Genomic DNA, 20,214 nt, shown 5'->3' with positions numbered 1-20,214 from the left:
ACAAGGTGTGAGGAATGTGGAAAGCGCACTTGATCAGCTTGATCGTTTTACTGACGAACCTACAAAACAAATGCTTCGCGGCTTAATTAAAAGAAAACGAAAATATGAAAATTATAAAAAGCAATCGTTCAGATGGCAGGCGGCCGCCCTGATCTGCGCCGCATCGTTTTGCTTGTTTGTAGCCTGGAAAGGGTATGGAAAAAACAGCATCCTGGGAGAATTGCTGAACGATTCCATGTACATGCTTTGGATATTGTCGGCGGCTTTCGCTTACAGCACAGCATATTTTTTTAAAAAGAAGGAAGAGAAAGCGGAAGCGGACTTTCATAAGCTCAGATGCGAGATTATTCAGAAAAGCACCGATTTGTGGCCCCAGCCCGAGGAATGGAAATCGAGGGAAACGGTTTATAAAGTCATGAAACAGCAGTATGACATCAATTTGTATTTTGAAAGCAAATAAAAAAAGGCGTTTTCTTGGCAAAAGAAACGTCTTTTTTCATCAGGCGTCTTATATGAAAGAAAACAAGAATGGGGAATCAATATGATCTATTTGCTCAGTCTTATTTCCGCTGCTTTCGTTTGCGCTATTGCATTCATTTGGAAAATGTCGGCCATCGCCAAAGAAAACCGTGTAAAGCGCGCTGATTTTCCGCTCAGACGACTGGGGGGAAAAGAGCCGCTGAACATCTTTTTTATATCTGACATTCATAGACGCACAGTCAGTGAAGAGATCATCCGCGGAGTGGAGGAGCACGGCGTGCATATGGTCGTCATCGGAGGCGATCTGGCAGAACAGGGCGTCCCGTTTACGAGGATTGAAGAAAATATCAAACGGCTGACAAGTTTGGGAAAAACGTATTTTGTATGGGGAAACAATGATTACGAGGTCAGTCAGGAAAGGCTTGTCCGTCTGTTCAAAACATATGGTGTGACCGCTCTTCGCAATGAATCGGTCATTTATGACCACTGCGGACAGATCATCAATATCAGCGGTGTTGACGATCTCAGGCTCGGGTTTGCCGATTATCCGGAGGCGGTCAGGAAGCTTTGCCCCGGAGCTCCGACTCTTTTAGTGTCGCACAATCCCGGTATTCATCATCAAATACATGAGGAAGACGGAATCGATCTGATTCTCAGCGGCCATACCCATGGAGGCCAGATTCGCATCGGCAGATTCGGCCTTTATGACATCGGCGGAACGGGAATGGTTCATCAAGCGCATTATCTGATCAGCAACGGCTATGGAACGACAAGGCTTCCATTAAGGTTCGGGGCGAGGCCGGAAACGCACCTCATCAGACTGATGCCCGGACAGGAATAAGGCGCTGCACGCATCCGTTCCCGGCTTTTTTCCCGGAAAAGAAGGAAAAGACAGCATAGTGCTTGTCTTCCGCCCAAACACAGTGTAAACTGGTATCAAAATTAAGAACCTATGACTCATCATCTCCATATAATAAGATAAATGATGTGTGCAAGAAGAGGCAGGAGGGAACGTTATGCGGCTTGAGCGTCTTAATTATAACAAGATCAAAATCTTTCTGACACTTGACGATCTGACAGACCGGGGGCTGACGAAAGAAGACCTTTGGAAAGACTCATTTAAAGTCCAGCAGCTGTTTAAGGACATGATGAACGAAGCGAATACAGAGCTCGGGTTTGAAGCAAATGGCCCAATCGCTGTAGAAGTGTATTCTCTCCAAGCACAGGGAATGGTCATCATTGTCACGAAAAACCAGGAAGCAGATGAAGACGATAATGAGTATGATGAGGATTATATAGAAATGCAGGTCAAACTTGGTGAAAGTGTTGACATTATATATGAGTTTCAAACGTTTGAACATCTGATCGAGCTTTCCAAAAATCTCGACCGGATCGGAATTCAAGGCGGAACGGTCTATCATTATGAAGGAAGGTATTTCCTGAGTCTTGACGATTTCGATTCCCATTCCGTCGATGGCGTGATCTCGATTTTAGCCGAGTATGGAAACCCGACGACGTTAACCATTTACAGGCTTCAGGAATACGGGAAGAAAATCATGGAAAACAATGCCGTCGAGACCATTCAAACGTACTTTAAATAGCCTAAAGCGCAAAAGATGTACTGCTGTGTTAAACAGCAGTTTTTTTTAGCCGAAAATAAGAATATACAAACATGATTTTTCCCGAATATTTTTGCGAAAAAAGGCTGTTTGTCCTTTGCATGATTAATGCAAGGGTGTATACTATTCTCTGAAAGGACAACATGCCAGAAAGACTTTAGGAGGTTAACTTATAATGGTAGCCGATCAAAACACCGGTCATACTGAGGAAAATACACATGATGTTTTGAAATCAACGCAAACGGTGATACATAAGGCGCTTGAAAAATTAGGGTATCCAGAAGAAGTGTATGAATTGTTAAAAGAGCCGATCCGTTTTTTAACGGTTAAAATTCCGGTTCGCATGGATGATGGATCTGTAAAAATTTTCACGGGATACCGCGCTCAGCACAATGATGCAGTAGGGCCGACAAAAGGCGGCATCCGTTTTCATCCGGGAGTTACAGAAAAAGAAGTTAAAGCGCTTTCTATTTGGATGAGTCTGAAATGCGGAATCATCGACCTTCCATATGGAGGCGGAAAGGGCGGGATCATCTGTGATCCGCGGGATATGTCCTTTCCTGAACTTGAACGTTTAAGCAGAGGCTACGTCAGAGCGATCAGCCAAATTGTCGGACCGACAAAGGACGTGCCTGCTCCCGATGTATTTACCAATTCTCAAATTATGGCATGGATGATGGACGAATATTCAAGAATCGATGAATTCAATTCTCCGGGTTTCATTACCGGAAAACCGCTCGTTTTAGGTGGTTCTCACGGCAGAGAATCTGCGACAGCAAAAGGGGTTACGATTTGTATTAAAGAAGCGGCGAAGAAGAAAAACATCGATATCGAAGGGGCTTCTGTCGTCGTGCAGGGGTTCGGAAATGCGGGAAGCTATCTTGCGAAATTTATGCATGACGCAGGCGCAAAGGTAGTCGGCATTTCTGATGCATACGGCGGCTTATACGACCCTGAAGGTCTTGATATCGATTATTTGCTTGACCGCCGAGACAGCTTCGGAACCGTCACAAAGCTCTTTAACGACACGATTACAAACCAGGAGCTGCTTGAACTGGAATGCGACATTTTAGTGCCGGCGGCGATTGAAAACCAAATCACCGCAGAAAACGCGCATAACATTAAAGCGAAAATCGTTGTTGAAGCCGCAAACGGCCCGACAACGCTTGAAGGGACGCAAATTCTTTCAGACCGCGGGGTCCTCCTGGTTCCCGATGTATTGGCGAGCGCCGGCGGTGTCACGGTATCCTATTTTGAATGGGTGCAAAACAACCAGGGCTTCTACTGGTCTGAAGAAGAAGTGGAAGAAAGACTGGAAAAAATGATGGTCAAATCGTTTAACAACATTTATGAAATGGCCCAAAACCGCAGAATCGACATGCGGCTTGCCGCCTACATGGTGGGCGTCAGGAAAATGGCGGAAGCATCACGGTTCAGAGGCTGGATATAAGCATAGCATTTGCAACAAGTCAAAAAATCTCCTATCCTAAAATAGGAGATTTTTTGTTTTTCGGATATGACAGGAGATGAACGGAACATGAAAGAAGAAAAAGTGATCATTATCGGCGGCGGCCCCTGCGGGCTTTCAGCAGGTATTGCATTGCAGCAAATCGGAATCGATGCACTCATCATTGAAAAGGGGAATATCGTAAACAGCATTTATCAATATCCTACCCATCAGACGTTTTTCAGCTCAAGTGAAAAGCTTGAGATCGGTGATGTTGCCTTTATCACGGAAAACCGCAAACCGGTCAGAAACCAGGCGCTCGCCTACTACAGGGAAGTGGCCAAACGGAAGAATTTAAGAATCAATGCTTTTGAAAAGGTCCACTCTGTAACGAAAACAGAAAAGAACCGCTTTTTAGTCGAGACGTCAAAAGATGTGTATTTGGCCTCGTTTTGCATCGTTGCGACGGGATACTATGACAACCCGAATTATATGAATGTACCGGGTGAGGATCTGCCCAAGGTCTTTCATTATTTTAAAGAAGCGCATCCTTATTTTGACAAAGATGTTGCGGTCATCGGCGGAAAGAACTCAAGTGTTGACGCTGCGCTGGAGCTTGTGAAAGCCGGAGCAAGAGTGACCGTTTTATACAGGGGAAAAGAATATTCCCCGAGCATTAAACCGTGGATTCTGCCTGAATTCGTGTCCCTCGTCAAACACGGGAAAATACGGATGGAGTTTCGTGCGGTCGTCAAGGAAATCACAGAGGATCAGCTGACCTTTACGATTGATTCCAAAGAGGAAGAGATGATTAAAAACGATTTTGTGTTTGCCATGACAGGCTACCATCCCGATCACAGCTTTCTTGAAAAAATGGGGGTTGAAATTGAGCCTGAGTCAGGCCGCCCGCTGTTTAATGAAGAAACGATGGAGACAAACGAAGAAGGCATTTTCATCGCCGGTGTGATCGCTGCCGGGAACAATGCAAATGAAATTTTCATCGAAAACGGGCGTTTCCATGGCGGAATGATAGCCGCTGAGATCGCAAAACGGATATAAATATTCTTTAGTTTGCGGTTTGTAACTCAAGAAAGAGAGCATATTCTATATATAGATGTGCTCTCTTTTTTTATAGCAGCACAGATTATGACGAAAAGGGGCATCCTACGATGAAAAATAAAGTGGCTCTCATCACGACGGGCGGAACGATCGCAAGCAGAAAGACAGAAAGCGGAAGGCTTGCGGCAGGCGCCATCAGCGGTACGGAATTGGCCGAAATCTGCAAGCTTCCGGAAGATGTGCAAGTCGATGTATATCCGACGTTTCAGCTTCCGAGCATGCACATTACCTTTCAAGACTTGCTCCAGCTGAAAAGCGCCATCGAAAAGGTCTTCGAAGATGACACGTATGACGGCGCTGTTGTAACGCACGGGACTGATTCGCTTGAGGAAACGGCCTACTTCCTCGATTTAACCATCCGGGACGACCGGCCGGTTGTCGTCACAGGCTCACAGCGCCCCCCGGAGGAGCAGGGGAGTGACGCATATACAAATATCAGGCACGCCGTTTATACCGCCTGCAGCAAGGAGATAAGAGGAGCCGGGACGGTTGTCGTTTTTAACGAAAGGATTTTCAATGCGCGCTACGTTAAAAAAGTTCATGCGTCAAATCTTCAGGGTTTCGACGTATTTGGTTTTGGATACTTCGGGATCATTGACAATGATAAAGTATACGTCTATCAGAAGCCGCTAAGACGGGACGTGCATCAGCTGAAAAAAAGCCTCCCTGTGGTCGATATTATTAAAAGCTATCTTGATGCGGACGGGAAGTTTATCCGCGCCGCTGTGCAGGAAGGAGCCGCCGGAATCGTGCTTGAAGGCGTCGGGAGGGGGCAGGTGACGCCGAAAATGGTGGCGGATATAGAGGCCGCTTTGCAAAAAGGCGTTCATATCGTGGTCACAACAAGCGCAGAAGAAGGCCAGGTCTATACAACTTATGACTACGCCGGCAGCAGCTATGACCTCGTCAAAAAAGGCGTCATTCTCGGAAAAGATTATGACAGCAAAAAAGCGCGGATCAAATTGGCGGTTCTGCTTGCAAGCTATGACGATGGAATAAAAGACAAGTTTTGCTATTAGCTGTTTTTTTCGCCTGCCTTTTTCAATTTCAAAACATTGTGAATCATGGTAGGATAGAATCAGATGGAAAGGAAAGAGGTTTCACATGTTCGGAATTATCTCCGCAGGCGTAGCTCCAGGAATCGCATTGTTGATGTATTTTTACTTGAAGGAAAAGTATGAAACAGAGCCCATCCGTATGGTTATCCGCCTTTTTATACTAGGAGTCTTGCTCGTCTTTCCGACGATGTTCATACAGTATGTTTTGGAAAAAGAAAACATATCTGAGAGCAACTTTGTCATCTCGTTTTTATCTTCCGGGTTTTTGGAAGAATTTTTAAAATGGTTTTTGCTCATGTTCAGCATTTACCAGCATGTCGATTTTGATGAACATTATGACGGAATCGTTTACGGGACAAGCATTTCGCTCGGATTTGCCACACTGGAAAACATTTTGTACTTGATCGGAAACGGGGTGGAGCACGCGTTTGCGCGGGCGCTTCTTCCTGTATCAAGCCATGCCTTGTTCGGCGTTATTATGGGCTTTTATATCGGTAAAGCACGTTTTTCGAAGCGCAAAAAGCAGCTGGAATGGCTTTTGCTGTCGTTTTTTGTGCCGGCTGTACTTCACGGCTTTTATGATTATATTCTCCTTGCTCTTAAAAATTGGATGTATTTTATGCTGCCCTTTATGGTGTTTCTATGGTGGTTCGGCCTGCGAAAAGCAAAAAAAGCCCGTTCCATCCATGCCGGGGAACAGCCGCTCGATCTGTAGCCGCCTTTATCAAGGCGGCTATTTTATTTTCCAAAATGCTCTTTTTGAAACAGCTGAGCCAAATGTTTATTGGATTGAAACAGAAAGGAAAGCGTGTATAAAATCTGCCTCGCTACAAAAGATATGGGTACAAAAATGCTGGAGGAGGCTTAAAACATGAAGTCGAAAGGTTCTTTTTGTTTGAATGTCATTCTTTGTACCCTTATGGCAACAAGTCTTTCACTTCCATTCAGTCAAACAAGCTCCGCCTTTACTGCGCAAGTGATACAGCGGGGGGCGACGGGGGACGATGTAATTGAACTTCAGGCAAGACTTCAATATAACGGCTATTATAATGGCAAGATTGACGGTGTTTATGGATGGGCGACATACTGGGCGGTCCGCAATTTTCAGCACCGGTTTGGATTGAAGGAAACAGACGGTCTTGTCGGACCGAAAACAAAACAACATTTAGTCAACACGACAAAATACTACAGTGCTTATGTGCACAAACAGCTTAGAAAAGGTAACCAATTTACCCATTACGGAGGCATGCCGCTGAAGTATCAGACAAAGCCTTCAAAAGAAGTGCAGCAGCAGGCGAGACAAAGAGCGGAGGCCAGACAGCGCCAGCAGGCCGCTCCAAAGCAGTACGCGGCGCAAAAGCAGCAACAGAAGCAGCAGGCGGCCCCAAAGCAGCAACAGAAACAGCAGGCGGCCCCAAAACAGCCGGAAAAACAAGCGGCACCGAGAAAATACGATGCGGTCGCTGCCAACATGCCGGGCGGCTTTTCAAACAATGACATCAACCTATTGGCCCAAGCGGTTTACGGTGAAGCCCGCGGTGAACCATACGACGGCCAAGTTGCGGTGGCGGCTGTAATTTTAAACAGGATTGACAGCCCGATTTTCCCGAATACGGTAGCCGGCGTTATTTTTGAGCCGCTCGCCTTCACGGCGGTGGCCGACGGCCAAATTTATATGACGCCGGATAAAACGGCGAAAAAAGCCGTGCTGGATGCCATCAACGGCTGGGACCCTTCAGAAAATGCCTTATACTATTTCAACCCTGACACAGCCACGAGCCCGTGGATATGGGGAAGACCTCAAATCAAAAGGATAGGCAAACACATTTTCTGTGAATAAAAGCGAGGTGTTATAAATGATCAGAGGAATTTTAATCGCCATTTTAGGAATCGCCATTGTCGGAACGAGCTACTGGGGTTATAAAGAACACCAGGAGAAAGACGCGGTCTTGCTGCATGCCGAAAACAATTATCAGCGGGCATTCCACGATTTAACGTATCAGGTGGACCAGCTTCACGATCAAATCGGCAGCACGCTTGCCATGAACAGCAAAAAAACGCTTTCCCCCGCCCTGGCAGAAGTCTGGAGAACAACGTCAGAAGCACACAACAATGTCAGCCAGCTTCCCCTTACACTTATGCCGTTTAATAAAACGGAAGAGTTTTTGGCAAACGTCGGGGATTTCAGTTATAAAACAGCCGTTCGCGACCTTGATAAAGAACCGCTGAATAAAAAAGAGTATTCATCTTTGAACAAGCTTTACGAAAAATCGAAAGATATACAAAATGAACTGCGCAATGTCCAGCACCTGATCATTGACAATAATTTAAGATGGATGGATGTCGAGCTTGCGCTTGCTTCCGGCCAGAAGCAAAGCGACAATACCATCATCGACGGCTTTAAAACGGTTGAAAATACAGCAAACGCGTTCTCGGATACCGATTTAGGCCCGGCGGCCATGACAAACAAGGTAAAAGAGGAAAAAGGATATAATCATTTAAAGGGCGATAAAATCACCCAGGCAGAAGCGAAAAAGATTGCCCAAAAATTTGCCCAAGACAAAAATTACAATATTAAAGTAGCGAAAAGCGGCAGGAAGACGAACAAAGATGTCTACTCCGTCAGCATGCAGGACCCCGACCAAAAATCCGATATTTATATGGACATCACCGAAAAAGGCGGGTATCCGGTCTACCTGATTCAAAACAAAAAAATCAAGGATGAAAAAATCAGCTTAAACGATGCCACAAACCGTGCGCTGCAATTTTTGAAAAAGAACGGTTATGACACAGATGACCTTAAAATGGACGAAAGCTCTCAATATGACGGTGTCGGCGTGTTTTCATTTGTTCCCGTTCAGGATGGCGTATGGCTTTACCCTGACAGCATCCGCATGAAGGTTGCCCTTGACGATGGGGAAATTGTCGGTTTTTCTGCAAAAGATTTTCTGACATCCCACAGGAAAAGGGACCTTCCAAAGCCTAAGCTGACGCCTGAGAAAGCGAAAGCGAGTCTGAATCATAATGTAAAAGTCCAGGAAACACGGCTTGCCCTGATTACAAACGAGGACTCTCAGGAGGTCCTCTGCTATGAAATGCTGGGGACGATCGAAAACGATACGTTCCGCATGTTCATCAACGCGAACGACGGCAGCGAAGAAAAAATAGAAAAAATGAAAAGTGCAGAACCGATATACAAGGGATTGTAAAAAGACAAAGGGAAAAGGCGGCCGATACGCCTTTTCCTTTTTGGCATCCGGAATAATTAGCGGTGAACATTTCCATACTGATGGTATGGGAGGCGGAGGCCAGCCCATATATTTCAATGAAAAGGCTTATCGGCGGTTCCGGTAAAGCACGGAGGAATTTTTATGAAAACATTTGAGCGGATATTAATCAAAATACTCGTCGTTCAGGGAATGATTTTATTATGTGTGCAGCTTCTCTACCATTTTTCTCAGACGGAGCCTTATCTGTCAAAGGTTGTGCAGTATGAAGGCGTGAATAAAATGAATATCGGCGAATGGATCGAGACATTTAAGCCGTAAATCGACGTGAAAATCTCCCCTTTTTCGCTGAGAACATGATACAATCCTATAAGGAGTACCAGAGAGCAAGGAGAGGAATTATGGAAAAGAAATTATGTATTGCAATCGACGGCCCTGCCGCAGCCGGAAAAAGCACTGTGGCGAAAATCGTGGCTCGAAAAAAAGCCTATGTTTACATTGATACCGGCGCCATGTACCGGGCCATTACGTATTTGGCGCTGAAAAAAGGCGTCGATTTGACGGATGAGGCCGGCTTGACCCAGCTCCTGAAAGACTCGGCCATCGATCTTACCGTTTCGGAAAATGGGGAACAGAAGGTATCTATTGCAGGCGAAGATGTAACAGAAGCGATCCGTACAGACGAAGTCAGCAATCAGGTATCGATTGTCGCCAAGCACAGAGGGATCCGCGAAGAAATGACAAGAAGGCAGCAGCAGCTTGCCGTGAAAGGCGGAGTCGTCATGGACGGCCGTGATATCGGCACCCATGTCCTCCCGGATGCGGAAGTGAAGATTTTCCTTTTGGCATCAGTCGAAGAACGGGCCAAACGCCGCTTTGAAGAAAATCTCAAAAAAGGGTACAATGTTAATTATGAAACGCTTGCAGAGGAGATCAGAAGGCGCGATAAGCTTGATTCCGAGCGGGAGATTTCGCCTCTGAAGAAAGCGGATGACGCGCTTGAAATCGACACGACTTCACTTTCCATCGCTGAAGTGGCCGAAAAAATCCTGCAGGTAGTAGACAAAAAGGCGCAAAATTAAAAAAATCGGACAAATTACGTTTTGTCCGCATGTTTTGACTTGACAAACACATGCTTTTATTAGAAGTTAGTAATAATAAATCATTTTATAGAACATTCAAATATCCATTTTGAATAGTTCTTTAGTACATATTCGGCTGTCCGGATTGATGTTTACGCTCAGTTCGGTATAACCGTTTTTACAAAAGCTGTGTAGGTTTGGACCAAGGAGGTTATTGAAATGACAGAGGAAATGAATCAAATTGATGTTCAAGTACCAGAGGTTGGAGATGTGGTCAAAGGGATTGTAACCAAAGTAGAGGACAAGCATGTCGATGTCGACATTCCCAACTGCAAGCAAACCGGTATTATTCCAATCAGTGAATTATCAAGTCTCCATGTAGAAAAAGCATCAGATGTCGTCAATGTTGACGATGAGCTTGAATTGAAAGTGACAAAAGTGGAAGACGACGCCTTGATTTTATCTAAACGTGCTGTTGATGCAGACCGCGCTTGGGAAGACCTAGAGAAAAAATTTGAGTCAAAAGAAATTTTTGAAGCCGAAGTTAAAGACGTTGTCAAAGGCGGTCTTGTCGTTGATATAGGCGTGCGCGGATTTATTCCGGCATCGCTTGTCGAGGCTCATTTCGTCGAAGACTTTACGGATTATAAAGGAAAGACGCTTACGCTGATGGTCGTTGAGCTTGACAGAGATAAAAACCGCGTGATTTTGTCCCACCGTGCGGTTGTCGAAAAAGAACAGTCCGAAAGAAAGCAGGAATTCCTGCAGACGCTTGAAGCCGGACAGGTTCTTGAAGGCAAGGTCCAGCGCTTGACTGATTTCGGGGCTTTCGTTGATATCGGCGGCATTGACGGACTTGTTCATATTTCACAACTTTCACATTCACATGTTGAGAAGCCGTCAGACGTTGTTGAAGAAGGCCAGGATGTAAAAGTGAAAGTGCTTTCCGTCGACCGCGACAATGAACGGATTTCATTATCCATTAAAGAAACGCTTCCGGGGCCATGGGCCAACATCGGTGAAAAAGTGAAACCGGGAGACGTCCTTGACGGAACAGTCCAGCGTCTGGTAAGCTTCGGAGCTTTCGTGGAAGTGCTTCCTGGTGTTGAAGGTCTTGTTCACATTTCCCAAATTTCAAATAAACACATCGGAACACCTCACGAAGTGCTTGAAGAAGGCCAGGACGTGAAAGTCAAGGTTCTTGATGTCAATGAAGCCGAAGAACGGATTTCTTTGAGCATGAAGGAGCTTGAAGAAAACGATAAAACAGAACAGGAAGACTACCGCCAGTATCAGGCGAAGGAAGAGTCTTCAGGATTCCAGCTCGGAGAAATGATTGGAGACAAACTGAATAAATTAAAATAATTTGGTGATGATGGTGACGCGAGCCGAGAGAAAAAAACAACACATTGAACATGCCCTGTCCACCGGACAAAAACGTTTGACAGGGTTCGATGATATTACGTTTGTTCACGTCAGCCTTCCGGAAACGGCATTGTCACAAGTTGATACTTCAACAAAAATAGGCGAACTGTTCTTAAGTTCGCCTATTTTTATCAATGCGATGACAGGCGGAGGCGGACAGACGACACTTGAGATTAACAGAGCATTGGCCAGAGCCGCCGCAGAAACGAACATACCGGTTGCCGTCGGTTCCCAAATGTCAGCTTTAAACGACCCGGCAGAACGGCCTTCTTATGAGGTTGTCAGACAGGAAAATCCAAAAGGCCTCGTGTTTGCCAATTTAGGGAGCGAAGCGACGGTTGATCAGGCCCAGCGGGCTGTAGATATGATTGAAGCAGATCTGCTTCAGATTCATCTCAATGTCATTCAGGAAATCGTCATGCCTGAAGGAGACCGCTGCTTTGAAGGACGTCTGCGACGCATCGAAGAGATTTGCCGCACGGTCAGCGTCCCCGTTTCCGTAAAGGAAGTCGGATTCGGAATGAGCAGAGAAACCGCTACAAAACTCTTTAACGCGGGAGCTGCGGCGGTGGATGTCGGCGGCTATGGCGGGACGAATTTCTCGGAAATCGAAAATTTGCGCAGAGATCAGGCGGTCGAGTTTTTCAATCAATGGGGCATATCAACAGCTGCCAGCATTGCCGAGGTGAGCACCGTATGCAGTGAACATGGGACGGTTATCGCCTCAGGAGGACTTCAAAACGCCCTCGATCTCGCCAAATCGATTGCTTTAGGAGCGTCTGCGGCAGGAATGGCCGGCTACTTCCTCAAAGTGCTGACAACGTCTGGAGAGGACGCATTAGTCGAAGAAATAACCGGTCTTATCAGTGACCTGAAAAGGATCATGACCGTGCTCGGCTGTAAAACAATAGATGAACTGAAAAAAGCCCCTCTCGTTTTAAAAGGGGATACATACCATTGGCTGAAAGCAAGAGGAATTGATTCTTCAGCTTACAGCATGCGCTAAAAGCCGCCGGTTAACCGGCGGCTTTTGCGAACCAGAGGCAGCTCTGCGGCAAGCTGCCTTTTACTTATGGGTTTCGTTTACGCGCTTCCTCCGCGCTTTCAAGAGAGGTAGCTCCGTTATGGGCGATGGACTGATCACGGTCCGATTCGGTGCGCCTTTGCTGCTTCAATTTCTTTTCCTGCCTGTCTTTTCCCAAATGCCTTTCCCTCCTTATTGCACGTTTAAAAATTCCTCAGTCACTCCATACTAAAATATGGAGGACGAAAACAATGGAAGAATTTTATTACTATTGGTCAATGTGGTTTTTATGGGTTTTAACCACATTTATTCTTGAGAAAAACAGAACCCGTTTTTTTGCCTCGGCATTTATTTTGCTCAACATCATATTAAGTATGTATCAAGTCCGCTTTATCCTGTTGTTGAACGGCGCTTATCTGCTGTTTTATGCGGGCGCTTATCTGCTTGGCGGCTATGCGGCGCTCCATAGAAGTATCAAGCGCTTGCTGCTTCATCTTTCAATGGTGTCTGCCTACGGATTTTTGTTTCTTTTTGCATTATATGATCCGGTTTGGTTTATCCTAAAGCCTGAGTGGCTGATCATCATCTTGTTTGTCATCATGACCTTGACATTTGAAAAAAGCTTCATAAACCGCCTGGCGCTTATGGTGCTCGGGATGTGCCATGGAGAGCTTTTATATTCGCTCATCATCAGAAAGTTTCATGAAGGCCTTGTTGCCGGAGGATATTCTTGGCTTTCGATGTGTTCGGCAGGCATCGTCCTGCTGTACGGAGTTTCCCAATATGAGCGGCTTGTACAGCAGATTCATCAAAAATGGAAGCGATTGAACAAAGGAGCAACAAAAATGTCATGAATCAATATACCTATCCGATTATCTTGGGCATTGTCGCCGGGATTATCGTCAGAGTGTACATGCTGCGGACCGATTACCGCCAGTATCCAACTTATCTTCACGGAAAAACAGTACATATAGCTCAGGCCATGATCGCAGCTTCAATCGGAGCGGTCATCATCCCGTCTATTTTGAAATCCGATTATACAGCGATTACGTTCTTGACGTTAGCAGCGACCCAATTCAGGGATGTCCGCAATATGGAAAGAGAAACATTGACACAGCTGGACGGCTATGAGCTCGTTTCAAGAGGAAGCACCTATATCGAAGGAATTGCGATCGCTTTTGAAAGCCGGAATTACATCGTCATTTTCACAGCGCTTTTGACGACGCTGACCTATATTCTCTTTTCATCCGTATGGGCCGGAATGGTGATGGCGCTGTTTTGTTTTATCATCGGCCGCATATTGATGTCCGGCAGTTTTATTAAGCATATTGCCGATATAGAGCATCAACCATTGCACTTTGAGGACCAGGGGCTTTATGTAGACGATATTTACATCATGAACATCGGGATCCCCGAAAAGCAAAAGCTGATTCTGGAGCATGGAATGGGCTTTGTCCTGAAGCCGAAAAATTTCAATTCGGCTGTCACCCTTGCAAATCTCGGCCAAAGGCAGGCGATTTTATTTGATGTCTCAAACGTTCTCGGGGTGTACCGCGATTCGGGTGAACCATCCCTGACACCTTTGGCCAAGAGGGATTTAAATGACGGCCGGGTGGCGATTTTCGTTCTTCCTGTCATTAAGGACAAGGAGACGGCCATCAGAGTGATCGGGGATGTCCCGACACTGGAAAATGCGATACGCGTGCCGATGGAGTTTATAAAAGAACAGCATGGTAAGGTGATTCGATGAGCGATTCAATCACAATTCAAAGTTATATTCTGGCGGTCGTGACGACAAGGCGGGACCGGGTCATCGGAGGGACTAGCGTGTTTTATTGTGATGATGCCGAGGAAATGAACAAGTATGCCAAAAATCTAGAAGCGATCCTTGACGGAATCGCCCATGGAATAGGAGATGACCTGTATTTGATCGTGAAACATTTTTAATTACAGTTGTGATCTCTTTAGAAATTGATATAATATATGAGTTAAGCCCTTCTGTACAAAAAAAGAAGGGTTTCTTTCTTCACGATGAATATTTGAATATGCGGATGATCATTCCTGAAAAGAATGCTGGAAGAGAATTGAAAGGAAGGGTACTATGGGAAAACCTGTCGTAGCCATAGTTGGAAGACCCAATGTTGGGAAGTCTACGATCTTTAACCGGATTGCGGGCGAAAGAATTTCGATTGTGGAAGATACACCCGGTGTGACACGGGATCGGATATACAGCTCAGCCGAATGGCTGAACCATGATTTTAATCTCATTGATACAGGCGGAATCGAAATCGGAGATGAACCGTTTTTGGCGCAGATTCGCCATCAGGCGGAAATCGCCATGGACGAAGCCGATGTGATTATCTTTATGACAAACGGGCGTGAGGGCGTTACAGCCGCTGATGAAGAGGTGGCAAAGATTTTATACCGGACAAAAAAACCGGTCGTTCTCGCGGTCAATAAAGTCGATAATCCGGAAATGAGGGCGAATATTTATGATTTTTATTCACTCGGTTTTGGCGAGCCGTACCCGATTTCCGGAACGCACGGCCTTGGTCTCGGTGATTTGCTTGATGCGGTCAGCGAGCATTTTAAAAACATACCTGACACGAAATACGATGATGAAGTGGTTCAATTTTGCCTGATCGGGCGGCCAAACGTCGGGAAATCGTCGCTTGTTAACGCCATGCTCGGAGAAGAGCGCGTCATCGTCAGCAATATTGCCGGAACAACGCGCGATGCCGTTGACACAAAATTTACGTATAATCAGCGCGAGTTTGTCATCGTTGACACCGCCGGAATGAGAAAAAAAGGAAAAGTATATGAATCAACTGAAAAGTACAGCGTCCTCAGAGCTTTAAAGGCAATCGACCGTTCGGAAGTGGTGGCCGTCGTCTTGGATGGCGAAGAAGGCATTATTGAGCAGGACAAGCGGATTGCCGGCTATGCCCATGAAGCAGGAAAAGCCGTTGTCATCGTGGTCAACAAATGGGATGCCGTAGAAAAAGATGAGCGTACAATGAAAGAATTTGAACAAAATATCAGGGAGCACTTTCAATTTTTAGATTATGCGCCTGTATTGTTCATGTCTGCGTTGACGAAAAAACGGATTCATACATTGATGCCCGCCATCGTAACGGCAAGTGAAAACCATTCGATGAGGGTGCAAACCAACATTCTTAATGATATTATTATGGATGCGGTGGCAATGAATCCGACGCCGACCCATAGCGGGCAGCGTTTAAAAATTTATTATGCGACGCAAGTGGCAGTGAAGCCGCCGACTTTTGTCGTCTTTGTCAATGATCCGGAGCTCATGCATTTTTCTTATGAACGGTTTTTGGAAAACCGGATCAGGGACGCATTCGGTTTTGAAGGAACACCCATCAAGATTTTCGCAAGAGCAAGAAAATAAAGAGGTGTAATGGAATGAGTAAAGTAGCAATTCTAGGAGCCGGAAGCTGGGGAACAGCATTGGCGCTCGTCTTGGCGGACAACCAGTACGATGTGTGCGTATGGGGGAATCGCGATGACCTGATACGGCAAATCAATGAACATCATGAAAACAACGACTACCTGCCCGGCGTCAAGCTGCCTGAGAAGGTTTATGCGACAACGGACTTGCAGGCTGCATTGGCAGATGTGAAAACGATTATTGTCGCTGTTCCGACAAAAGCGATCCGTGAAGTTCTCAGAAAGGCGATCTCCTTTATTAAACAAAAGTCGATCTTTGTCCATGTTTCTAAAGGAATTGAGCCTGATACACTGCTTAGAATTTCGGAGATGATGGAAGAGGAAATCCCAGAAGACATAAGGGAGGATATCGTCGTTCTTTCAGGCCCAAGCCATGCCGAAGAAGTTGGACTGAGACACCCGACCACGGTAACCGTTTCAGCGAAAAACAGCCTGGAATCCGCTCAGGAGATTCAGGATATGTTTATGAATCAGAATTTTCGCGTTTATACAAATCCAGACATCATCGGCGTCGAGATCGGAGGCGCTTTAAAAAACGTGATTGCGCTTGCCGCTGGAATTGCGGACGGCTTGGGCTACGGTGATAACGCAAAAGCCGCACTGATTACAAGAGGCCTGGCGGAAATCGCCCGATTGGGGACGAAAATGGGCGGAAATCCGCTGACGTTTTCGGGACTTACGGGAATCGGAGACCTGATCGTTACCTGCACAAGCGTCCATTCACGAAATTGGCGCGCCGGTAATATGCTGGGTAAAGGCTTCAAACTTGAAGAAGTTCTTAATGAAATGGGGATGGTCGTTGAGGGGGTCCGCACAACAAAAGCGGCGTATCAACTTTCGCAGAAGTATGATGTCAAGATGCCGATCACTGAAGCCTTGCACAAGGTTTTGTTTGACGGCAAAAAAGTTGACATAGCTGTCGAATCATTAATGGCAAGAGTCAAAACACACGAGATGGAAGATCTTGTGAATACATTTGAAAACCGAATAAAATGACCAGCCCATCACAGCTTTTTCCCGCTCTCCTGCAGTTTGCACAAAAAAACTGAAACATTTTGGAGACCTAGGCAAGAGAGGATACATTTGTCCGTAGACTTGCATAAAATAGAATCGAAGTCTGGAAGAGCTGTATCTTGTCAATTGGGTTTTTATAGTCATCGTGAGTAGGCCTGAAGCAAAGTCCCCCTCTTTGCTTCAGGCTTTTTTTTGTGCCGGTTCATATGCTACGAAAAATTGGAAAAGCTGTTGAACTTCTGGTTTTTCTTATATAAAATGAAATATAACGCTTACATCATAAGAGAATGATAGAGAAGGAGGGCTTTTAGTGTGAGTCTCGGTATGTTAAAAATGTGGTTTGCTTTGGGATCGATGGGTCTGATGTTTTTAGCGGTGATTGCTATATACATCAGCAGATATAAATTTAAAAACCGTTTTTTGAAAATCGCAACTTCGTTTCTGGCATATACTTGCATGCTCATTTCCGGCGTTATCGTCTTTATCGTTGTCTTCAGCGGTCCCGTCAATGACTAACGTTTAAAAGGAAGATTCGTATGAAAAAAATCAACGTACTGCTCACATTTATATTCACAGCCATGTTTCTAAGCGGATGTTTATACCCTGAAGAAAGAAAGGCGCAACACAGCGCACCGTATGAACAGCAGCTGAAAGAGGTGCAGGCGGCGGTTAATGAGTTCAGGAAAGCGACGGGAGGCCTTCTTCCGATTAAAACAAAAGATATGTCAGTCCCAATCTATCAAAAATATCCTATCGATTTTAACAGGCTGTCTCCCCGCTATTTGGCTGAACCGCCGGGCACTTCCTATGAAAACGGAGGCGAATACCTCTATGTTCTTGTGGATGTGGAGAACAAGCCGACCGTCAAGCTGATTGACGTCAAAATGTCGGAAGCGATCCGCGAGCTGAAGCTCCGGGTCGAGATGTACAAAGATCAGCACCGGTATCCGCCCTATCAGAAAGTCGTTTCTAAGAACTTATTTATGCTTGATTATAAAAAATTGGGGCTCAAGGATGCGCCTGCGGTCGCCAGTCCATTAACCGGCACCTCTCTTCCGCTTCTTGTCGATCAAAAGGGTGAAATTCAAGTAGATTACCGTGTGGATTTAGCCAAATTGATCAAAAAATCAGGAAAGACCGTCAAGCCAGGAGAGGAAATCCAGGACCTCATCTGGAAGGAGACCCCTTTTGTACCGGCATTTTCAGTCAAATATACAGTGAACGACAAGCAGGAGCCTGTTTTTTTGCAATAGAGCCGCCCTGCAAGAATTAGTCATGAACCTTTCTCCTCTGCATACAATAAGGAGAAAGGTTTTTTCATGCATGCCGAAAAAATTTCCCTGAGCTGTCATATTGAAATAGGACAACGTCATACAATGTAGTGTCCTGTTTTTGAATGATGAAGAAGTAAAAAATTGAAAAGGATTGGAAGTCCGGGAGGGGATCACTTGGAAAAGGTCGATATTTTCAAGGATATCGCTGAACGAACAGGAGGCGATATATACTTAGGTGTCGTAGGAGCTGTCCGTACAGGAAAATCTACGTTTATTAAAAAATTTATGGAGCTAGTGGTGCTCCCGAATATCAACAATGAAGCAGACCGGGCGCGCGCGCAGGATGAGCTCCCCCAAAGCGCCGCTGGCAAAACTATCATGACCACAGAACCGAAGTTTGTTCCCAATCAGGCGATGTCAGTTCATGTCAGTGACGGACTCGATGTGAATATAAGACTCGTAGACTGTGTCGGCTACACGGTGCCTGGCGCAAAAGGATACGAAGATGAAAACGGACCGAGGATGATCAACACCCCTTGGTATGAAGAGCCGATTCCGTTTCACGAAGCGGCCGAAATCGGCACGAGAAAAGTGATTCAGGAGCACTCGACAATCGGCGTCGTGATCACGACCGACGGAACCATCGGAGAGATTCCGAGGCAGGATTATATTGAGGCTGAAGAAAGAGTGATTGATGAATTAAAGGAAGTCGGAAAACCGTTCATCATGGTTATCAATTCAGTCCGCCCGTATCATCCGGAAACAGAAGCGCTCAGACACGAACTGATGGAAAAGTATGATATTCCCGTTCTCGCGATGAGCGTTGAGAGCATGAGGGAAGCCGATGTGCTCAGCGTTTTGAGAGAAGCGCTTTACGAATTTCCAGTGCTTGAAGTGAATGTCAATCTGCCGAGCTGGGTCATGGTGCTGAAAGAAAATCATTGGCTGCGCCAAAACTATCAGGATTCGGTGAAAGAAACCGTCAAAGATATTAAAAGATTAAGAGATGTCGATCGGGTCGTCGGCCACTTCAGCGAATTTGACTTTATCGAGCGGGCCAGCCTCGCCGGAATTGAGATGGGGCAGGGAATCGCGGAAATCGATCTGTACGCTCCCGATTATTTGTATGATGAAATTTTACGGGAAGTCGTCGGCGTAGAAATCAGAGGAAAGGATCATCTTTTGCAGCTGATGCAGGATTTCGCCCATGCGAAGACGGAATATGACCAAGTGTCCGATGCGTTGAAAATGGTGAAGCAAACCGGTTACGGGATCGCGGCTCCGGCATTGACCGACATGAGCCTTGATGAGCCTGAAATCATCAGGCAGGGATCAAGATTCGGAGTGCGCCTGAAAGCGGTGGCGCCATCGATTCATATGATTAAAGTCGATGTCGAAAGCGAATTCGCGCCGATCATCGGGACGGAAAAGCAAAGCGAAGAACTTGTCCGCTATTTAATGCAGGACTTTGAGGATGATCCGCTATCAATCTGGAATTCCGACATTTTCGGAAGAAGCCTCAGCTCAATCGTCAGAGAAGGCATTCAGGCAAAGCTGTCCCTCATGCCGGAAAACGCGAGATACAAGCTGAAGGAAACGCTGGAACGGATCATAAACGAAGGTTCTGGCGGCTTAATCGCGATTATCTTATAAAAAGGGAGACCTCTTATGATACGGGAGGTCTTTTTTTATTTTGGAAAAAAGAAGGGGAGAAAACTGGAAATATAGGAAAGAATATGAGTAAAAAAGGAAAAACAGGAATATTTGTTCGGATCATTCTGCTTAAACCTTGACGAATAAGGGATCATAGCTTTAAAATGCTTGATATGGCTTTTCATATGTGTTAATCTACATACAGAAAATCTTCACTTTATTGGACAATCGTTCCTCTGACGTGGGATTTTCGCTAAAGCCGTGAAACGCCTTTTCTATATTTATTTGAAATTTCTGTTCAAACAGGTATAGAAACAGGTT

General features: G+C 45.6%; 22 protein-coding genes. 21 read left to right on the top strand and 1 reads right to left on the bottom strand.

Annotation, left to right across the window (positions count from 1 at the left end; all coding sequences use genetic code 11):
- Positions 1-16 precede the first annotated feature (16 nt).
- The 13 genes from R5H20_RS13940 to fni all read left to right on the top strand — a co-directional run bounded on the left by R5H20_RS13940 (position 17) and on the right by fni (position 12,463).
- A complete protein-coding gene (locus R5H20_RS13940; protein ID WP_006636435.1) occupies positions 17-460 on the top strand; it encodes a YpbF family protein in 444 nt (147 codons plus the stop codon).
- 81 nt (positions 461-541) lie between these two features.
- Positions 542-1,321, top strand: a complete 780-nt coding sequence (locus R5H20_RS13935; protein ID WP_006636434.1) for a metallophosphoesterase — start codon at positions 542-544, stop codon at positions 1,319-1,321.
- Between the two features lie 175 nt (positions 1,322-1,496).
- A complete protein-coding gene (locus tag R5H20_RS13930) occupies positions 1,497-2,081 on the top strand; it encodes a genetic competence negative regulator (protein ID WP_006636433.1) in 585 nt (194 codons plus the stop codon).
- Positions 2,082-2,274: 193 nt separating this feature from the next.
- Complete coding sequence (locus tag R5H20_RS13925; protein WP_006636432.1) at positions 2,275-3,549, top strand: Glu/Leu/Phe/Val family dehydrogenase; 1,275 nt, start codon at positions 2,275-2,277, stop codon at positions 3,547-3,549.
- Positions 3,550-3,636: 87 nt separating this feature from the next.
- Positions 3,637-4,605 (top strand): YpdA family putative bacillithiol disulfide reductase, encoded by a 969-nt coding sequence (locus R5H20_RS13920; RefSeq protein ID WP_006636431.1) that lies wholly within the window; start codon positions 3,637-3,639, stop codon positions 4,603-4,605.
- Between the two features lie 110 nt (positions 4,606-4,715).
- Positions 4,716-5,684: an asparaginase gene (locus R5H20_RS13915; RefSeq protein ID WP_006636430.1), complete on the top strand. Its 969-nt coding sequence runs from the start codon at positions 4,716-4,718 to the stop codon at positions 5,682-5,684.
- An 85-nt stretch (positions 5,685-5,769) separates the two neighbouring features.
- Positions 5,770-6,438 (top strand): glutamic-type intramembrane protease PrsW, encoded by a 669-nt coding sequence (gene prsW / locus R5H20_RS13910; RefSeq protein WP_029418342.1) that lies wholly within the window; start codon positions 5,770-5,772, stop codon positions 6,436-6,438.
- A 156-nt stretch (positions 6,439-6,594) separates the two neighbouring features.
- Positions 6,595-7,563: a spore cortex-lytic enzyme gene (gene sleB / locus R5H20_RS13905; protein WP_006636428.1), complete on the top strand. Its 969-nt coding sequence runs from the start codon at positions 6,595-6,597 to the stop codon at positions 7,561-7,563.
- Between the two features lie 16 nt (positions 7,564-7,579).
- Entirely contained in the window at positions 7,580-8,932 is a 1,353-nt protein-coding gene (gene ypeB / locus R5H20_RS13900) for a germination protein YpeB (RefSeq protein WP_006636427.1), read from the top strand.
- Positions 8,933-9,094: 162 nt separating this feature from the next.
- Positions 9,095-9,271 (top strand): YpfB family protein, encoded by a 177-nt coding sequence (locus R5H20_RS13895; RefSeq protein ID WP_006636426.1) that lies wholly within the window; start codon positions 9,095-9,097, stop codon positions 9,269-9,271.
- Between the two features lie 80 nt (positions 9,272-9,351).
- Entirely contained in the window at positions 9,352-10,032 is a 681-nt protein-coding gene (gene cmk, locus R5H20_RS13890) for a (d)CMP kinase (RefSeq protein ID WP_006636425.1), read from the top strand.
- Positions 10,033-10,251: 219 nt separating this feature from the next.
- The gene (rpsA, locus tag R5H20_RS13885; RefSeq protein ID WP_006636424.1) at positions 10,252-11,397 is read left to right on the top strand and encodes a 30S ribosomal protein S1; all 1,146 of its coding nucleotides are present in this window, start codon (positions 10,252-10,254) and stop codon (positions 11,395-11,397) included.
- A 13-nt stretch (positions 11,398-11,410) separates the two neighbouring features.
- A complete protein-coding gene (fni, locus tag R5H20_RS13880) occupies positions 11,411-12,463 on the top strand; it encodes a type 2 isopentenyl-diphosphate Delta-isomerase (RefSeq protein WP_006636423.1) in 1,053 nt (350 codons plus the stop codon).
- A gap of 64 nt (positions 12,464-12,527) precedes the next feature.
- On the opposite strand, the gene R5H20_RS13875 is transcribed toward fni, so the two are convergent.
- Positions 12,528-12,659, bottom strand: a complete 132-nt coding sequence (locus tag R5H20_RS13875; RefSeq protein ID WP_006636422.1) for a YpzI family protein — start codon at positions 12,657-12,659, stop codon at positions 12,528-12,530.
- A gap of 73 nt (positions 12,660-12,732) precedes the next feature.
- Here R5H20_RS13875 and R5H20_RS13870 point away from each other — a divergent pair, with 73 nt between their 5' ends.
- The 8 genes from R5H20_RS13870 (at position 12,733) to spoIVA (ending at position 19,893) form a co-directional block, all read left to right on the top strand.
- Positions 12,733-13,335 carry a YphA family membrane protein gene (locus R5H20_RS13870; RefSeq protein ID WP_006636421.1) on the top strand — a complete coding sequence of 201 codons (603 nt, stop codon included), beginning with the start codon at positions 12,733-12,735 and terminating at the stop codon, positions 13,333-13,335.
- Positions 13,332-14,231: a YIEGIA family protein gene (locus R5H20_RS13865; protein WP_006636420.1), complete on the top strand. Its 900-nt coding sequence runs from the start codon at positions 13,332-13,334 to the stop codon at positions 14,229-14,231. Before R5H20_RS13870 ends, R5H20_RS13865 begins: the two co-directional genes overlap by 4 nt.
- Positions 14,228-14,428 (top strand): capping complex subunit for YIEGIA, encoded by a 201-nt coding sequence (locus tag R5H20_RS13860; RefSeq protein WP_006636419.1) that lies wholly within the window; start codon positions 14,228-14,230, stop codon positions 14,426-14,428. The genes R5H20_RS13865 and R5H20_RS13860 overlap by 4 nt, the downstream gene beginning before the upstream one ends.
- A 154-nt stretch (positions 14,429-14,582) precedes the next feature.
- The gene (gene der / locus R5H20_RS13855; RefSeq protein ID WP_006636418.1) at positions 14,583-15,893 is read left to right on the top strand and encodes a ribosome biogenesis GTPase Der; all 1,311 of its coding nucleotides are present in this window, start codon (positions 14,583-14,585) and stop codon (positions 15,891-15,893) included.
- Positions 15,894-15,907: 14 nt separating this feature from the next.
- Positions 15,908-16,948, top strand: a complete 1,041-nt coding sequence (locus R5H20_RS13850; RefSeq protein ID WP_006636417.1) for an NAD(P)H-dependent glycerol-3-phosphate dehydrogenase — start codon at positions 15,908-15,910, stop codon at positions 16,946-16,948.
- Between the two features lie 342 nt (positions 16,949-17,290).
- Entirely contained in the window at positions 17,291-17,482 is a 192-nt protein-coding gene (locus tag R5H20_RS13845; RefSeq protein WP_206702775.1) for a DUF2768 domain-containing protein, read from the top strand.
- Positions 17,483-17,502: 20 nt separating this feature from the next.
- The gene (locus R5H20_RS13840) at positions 17,503-18,219 is read left to right on the top strand and encodes a hypothetical protein (protein ID WP_006636415.1); all 717 of its coding nucleotides are present in this window, start codon (positions 17,503-17,505) and stop codon (positions 18,217-18,219) included.
- A 195-nt stretch (positions 18,220-18,414) separates the two neighbouring features.
- Positions 18,415-19,893, top strand: a complete 1,479-nt coding sequence (gene spoIVA, locus R5H20_RS13835; protein WP_006636414.1) for a stage IV sporulation protein A — start codon at positions 18,415-18,417, stop codon at positions 19,891-19,893.
- Positions 19,894-20,214 lie beyond the last annotated feature (321 nt).

It is taken from the genome of Bacillus sp. KICET-3 (genome assembly GCF_033261025.1).
Classification (GTDB): domain Bacteria; phylum Bacillota; class Bacilli; order Bacillales; family Bacillaceae; genus Bacillus; species Bacillus sonorensis.
Note: the sequence above shows the minus strand (reverse complement) of the source record. Positions and strands in the feature narration are given on the sequence as shown.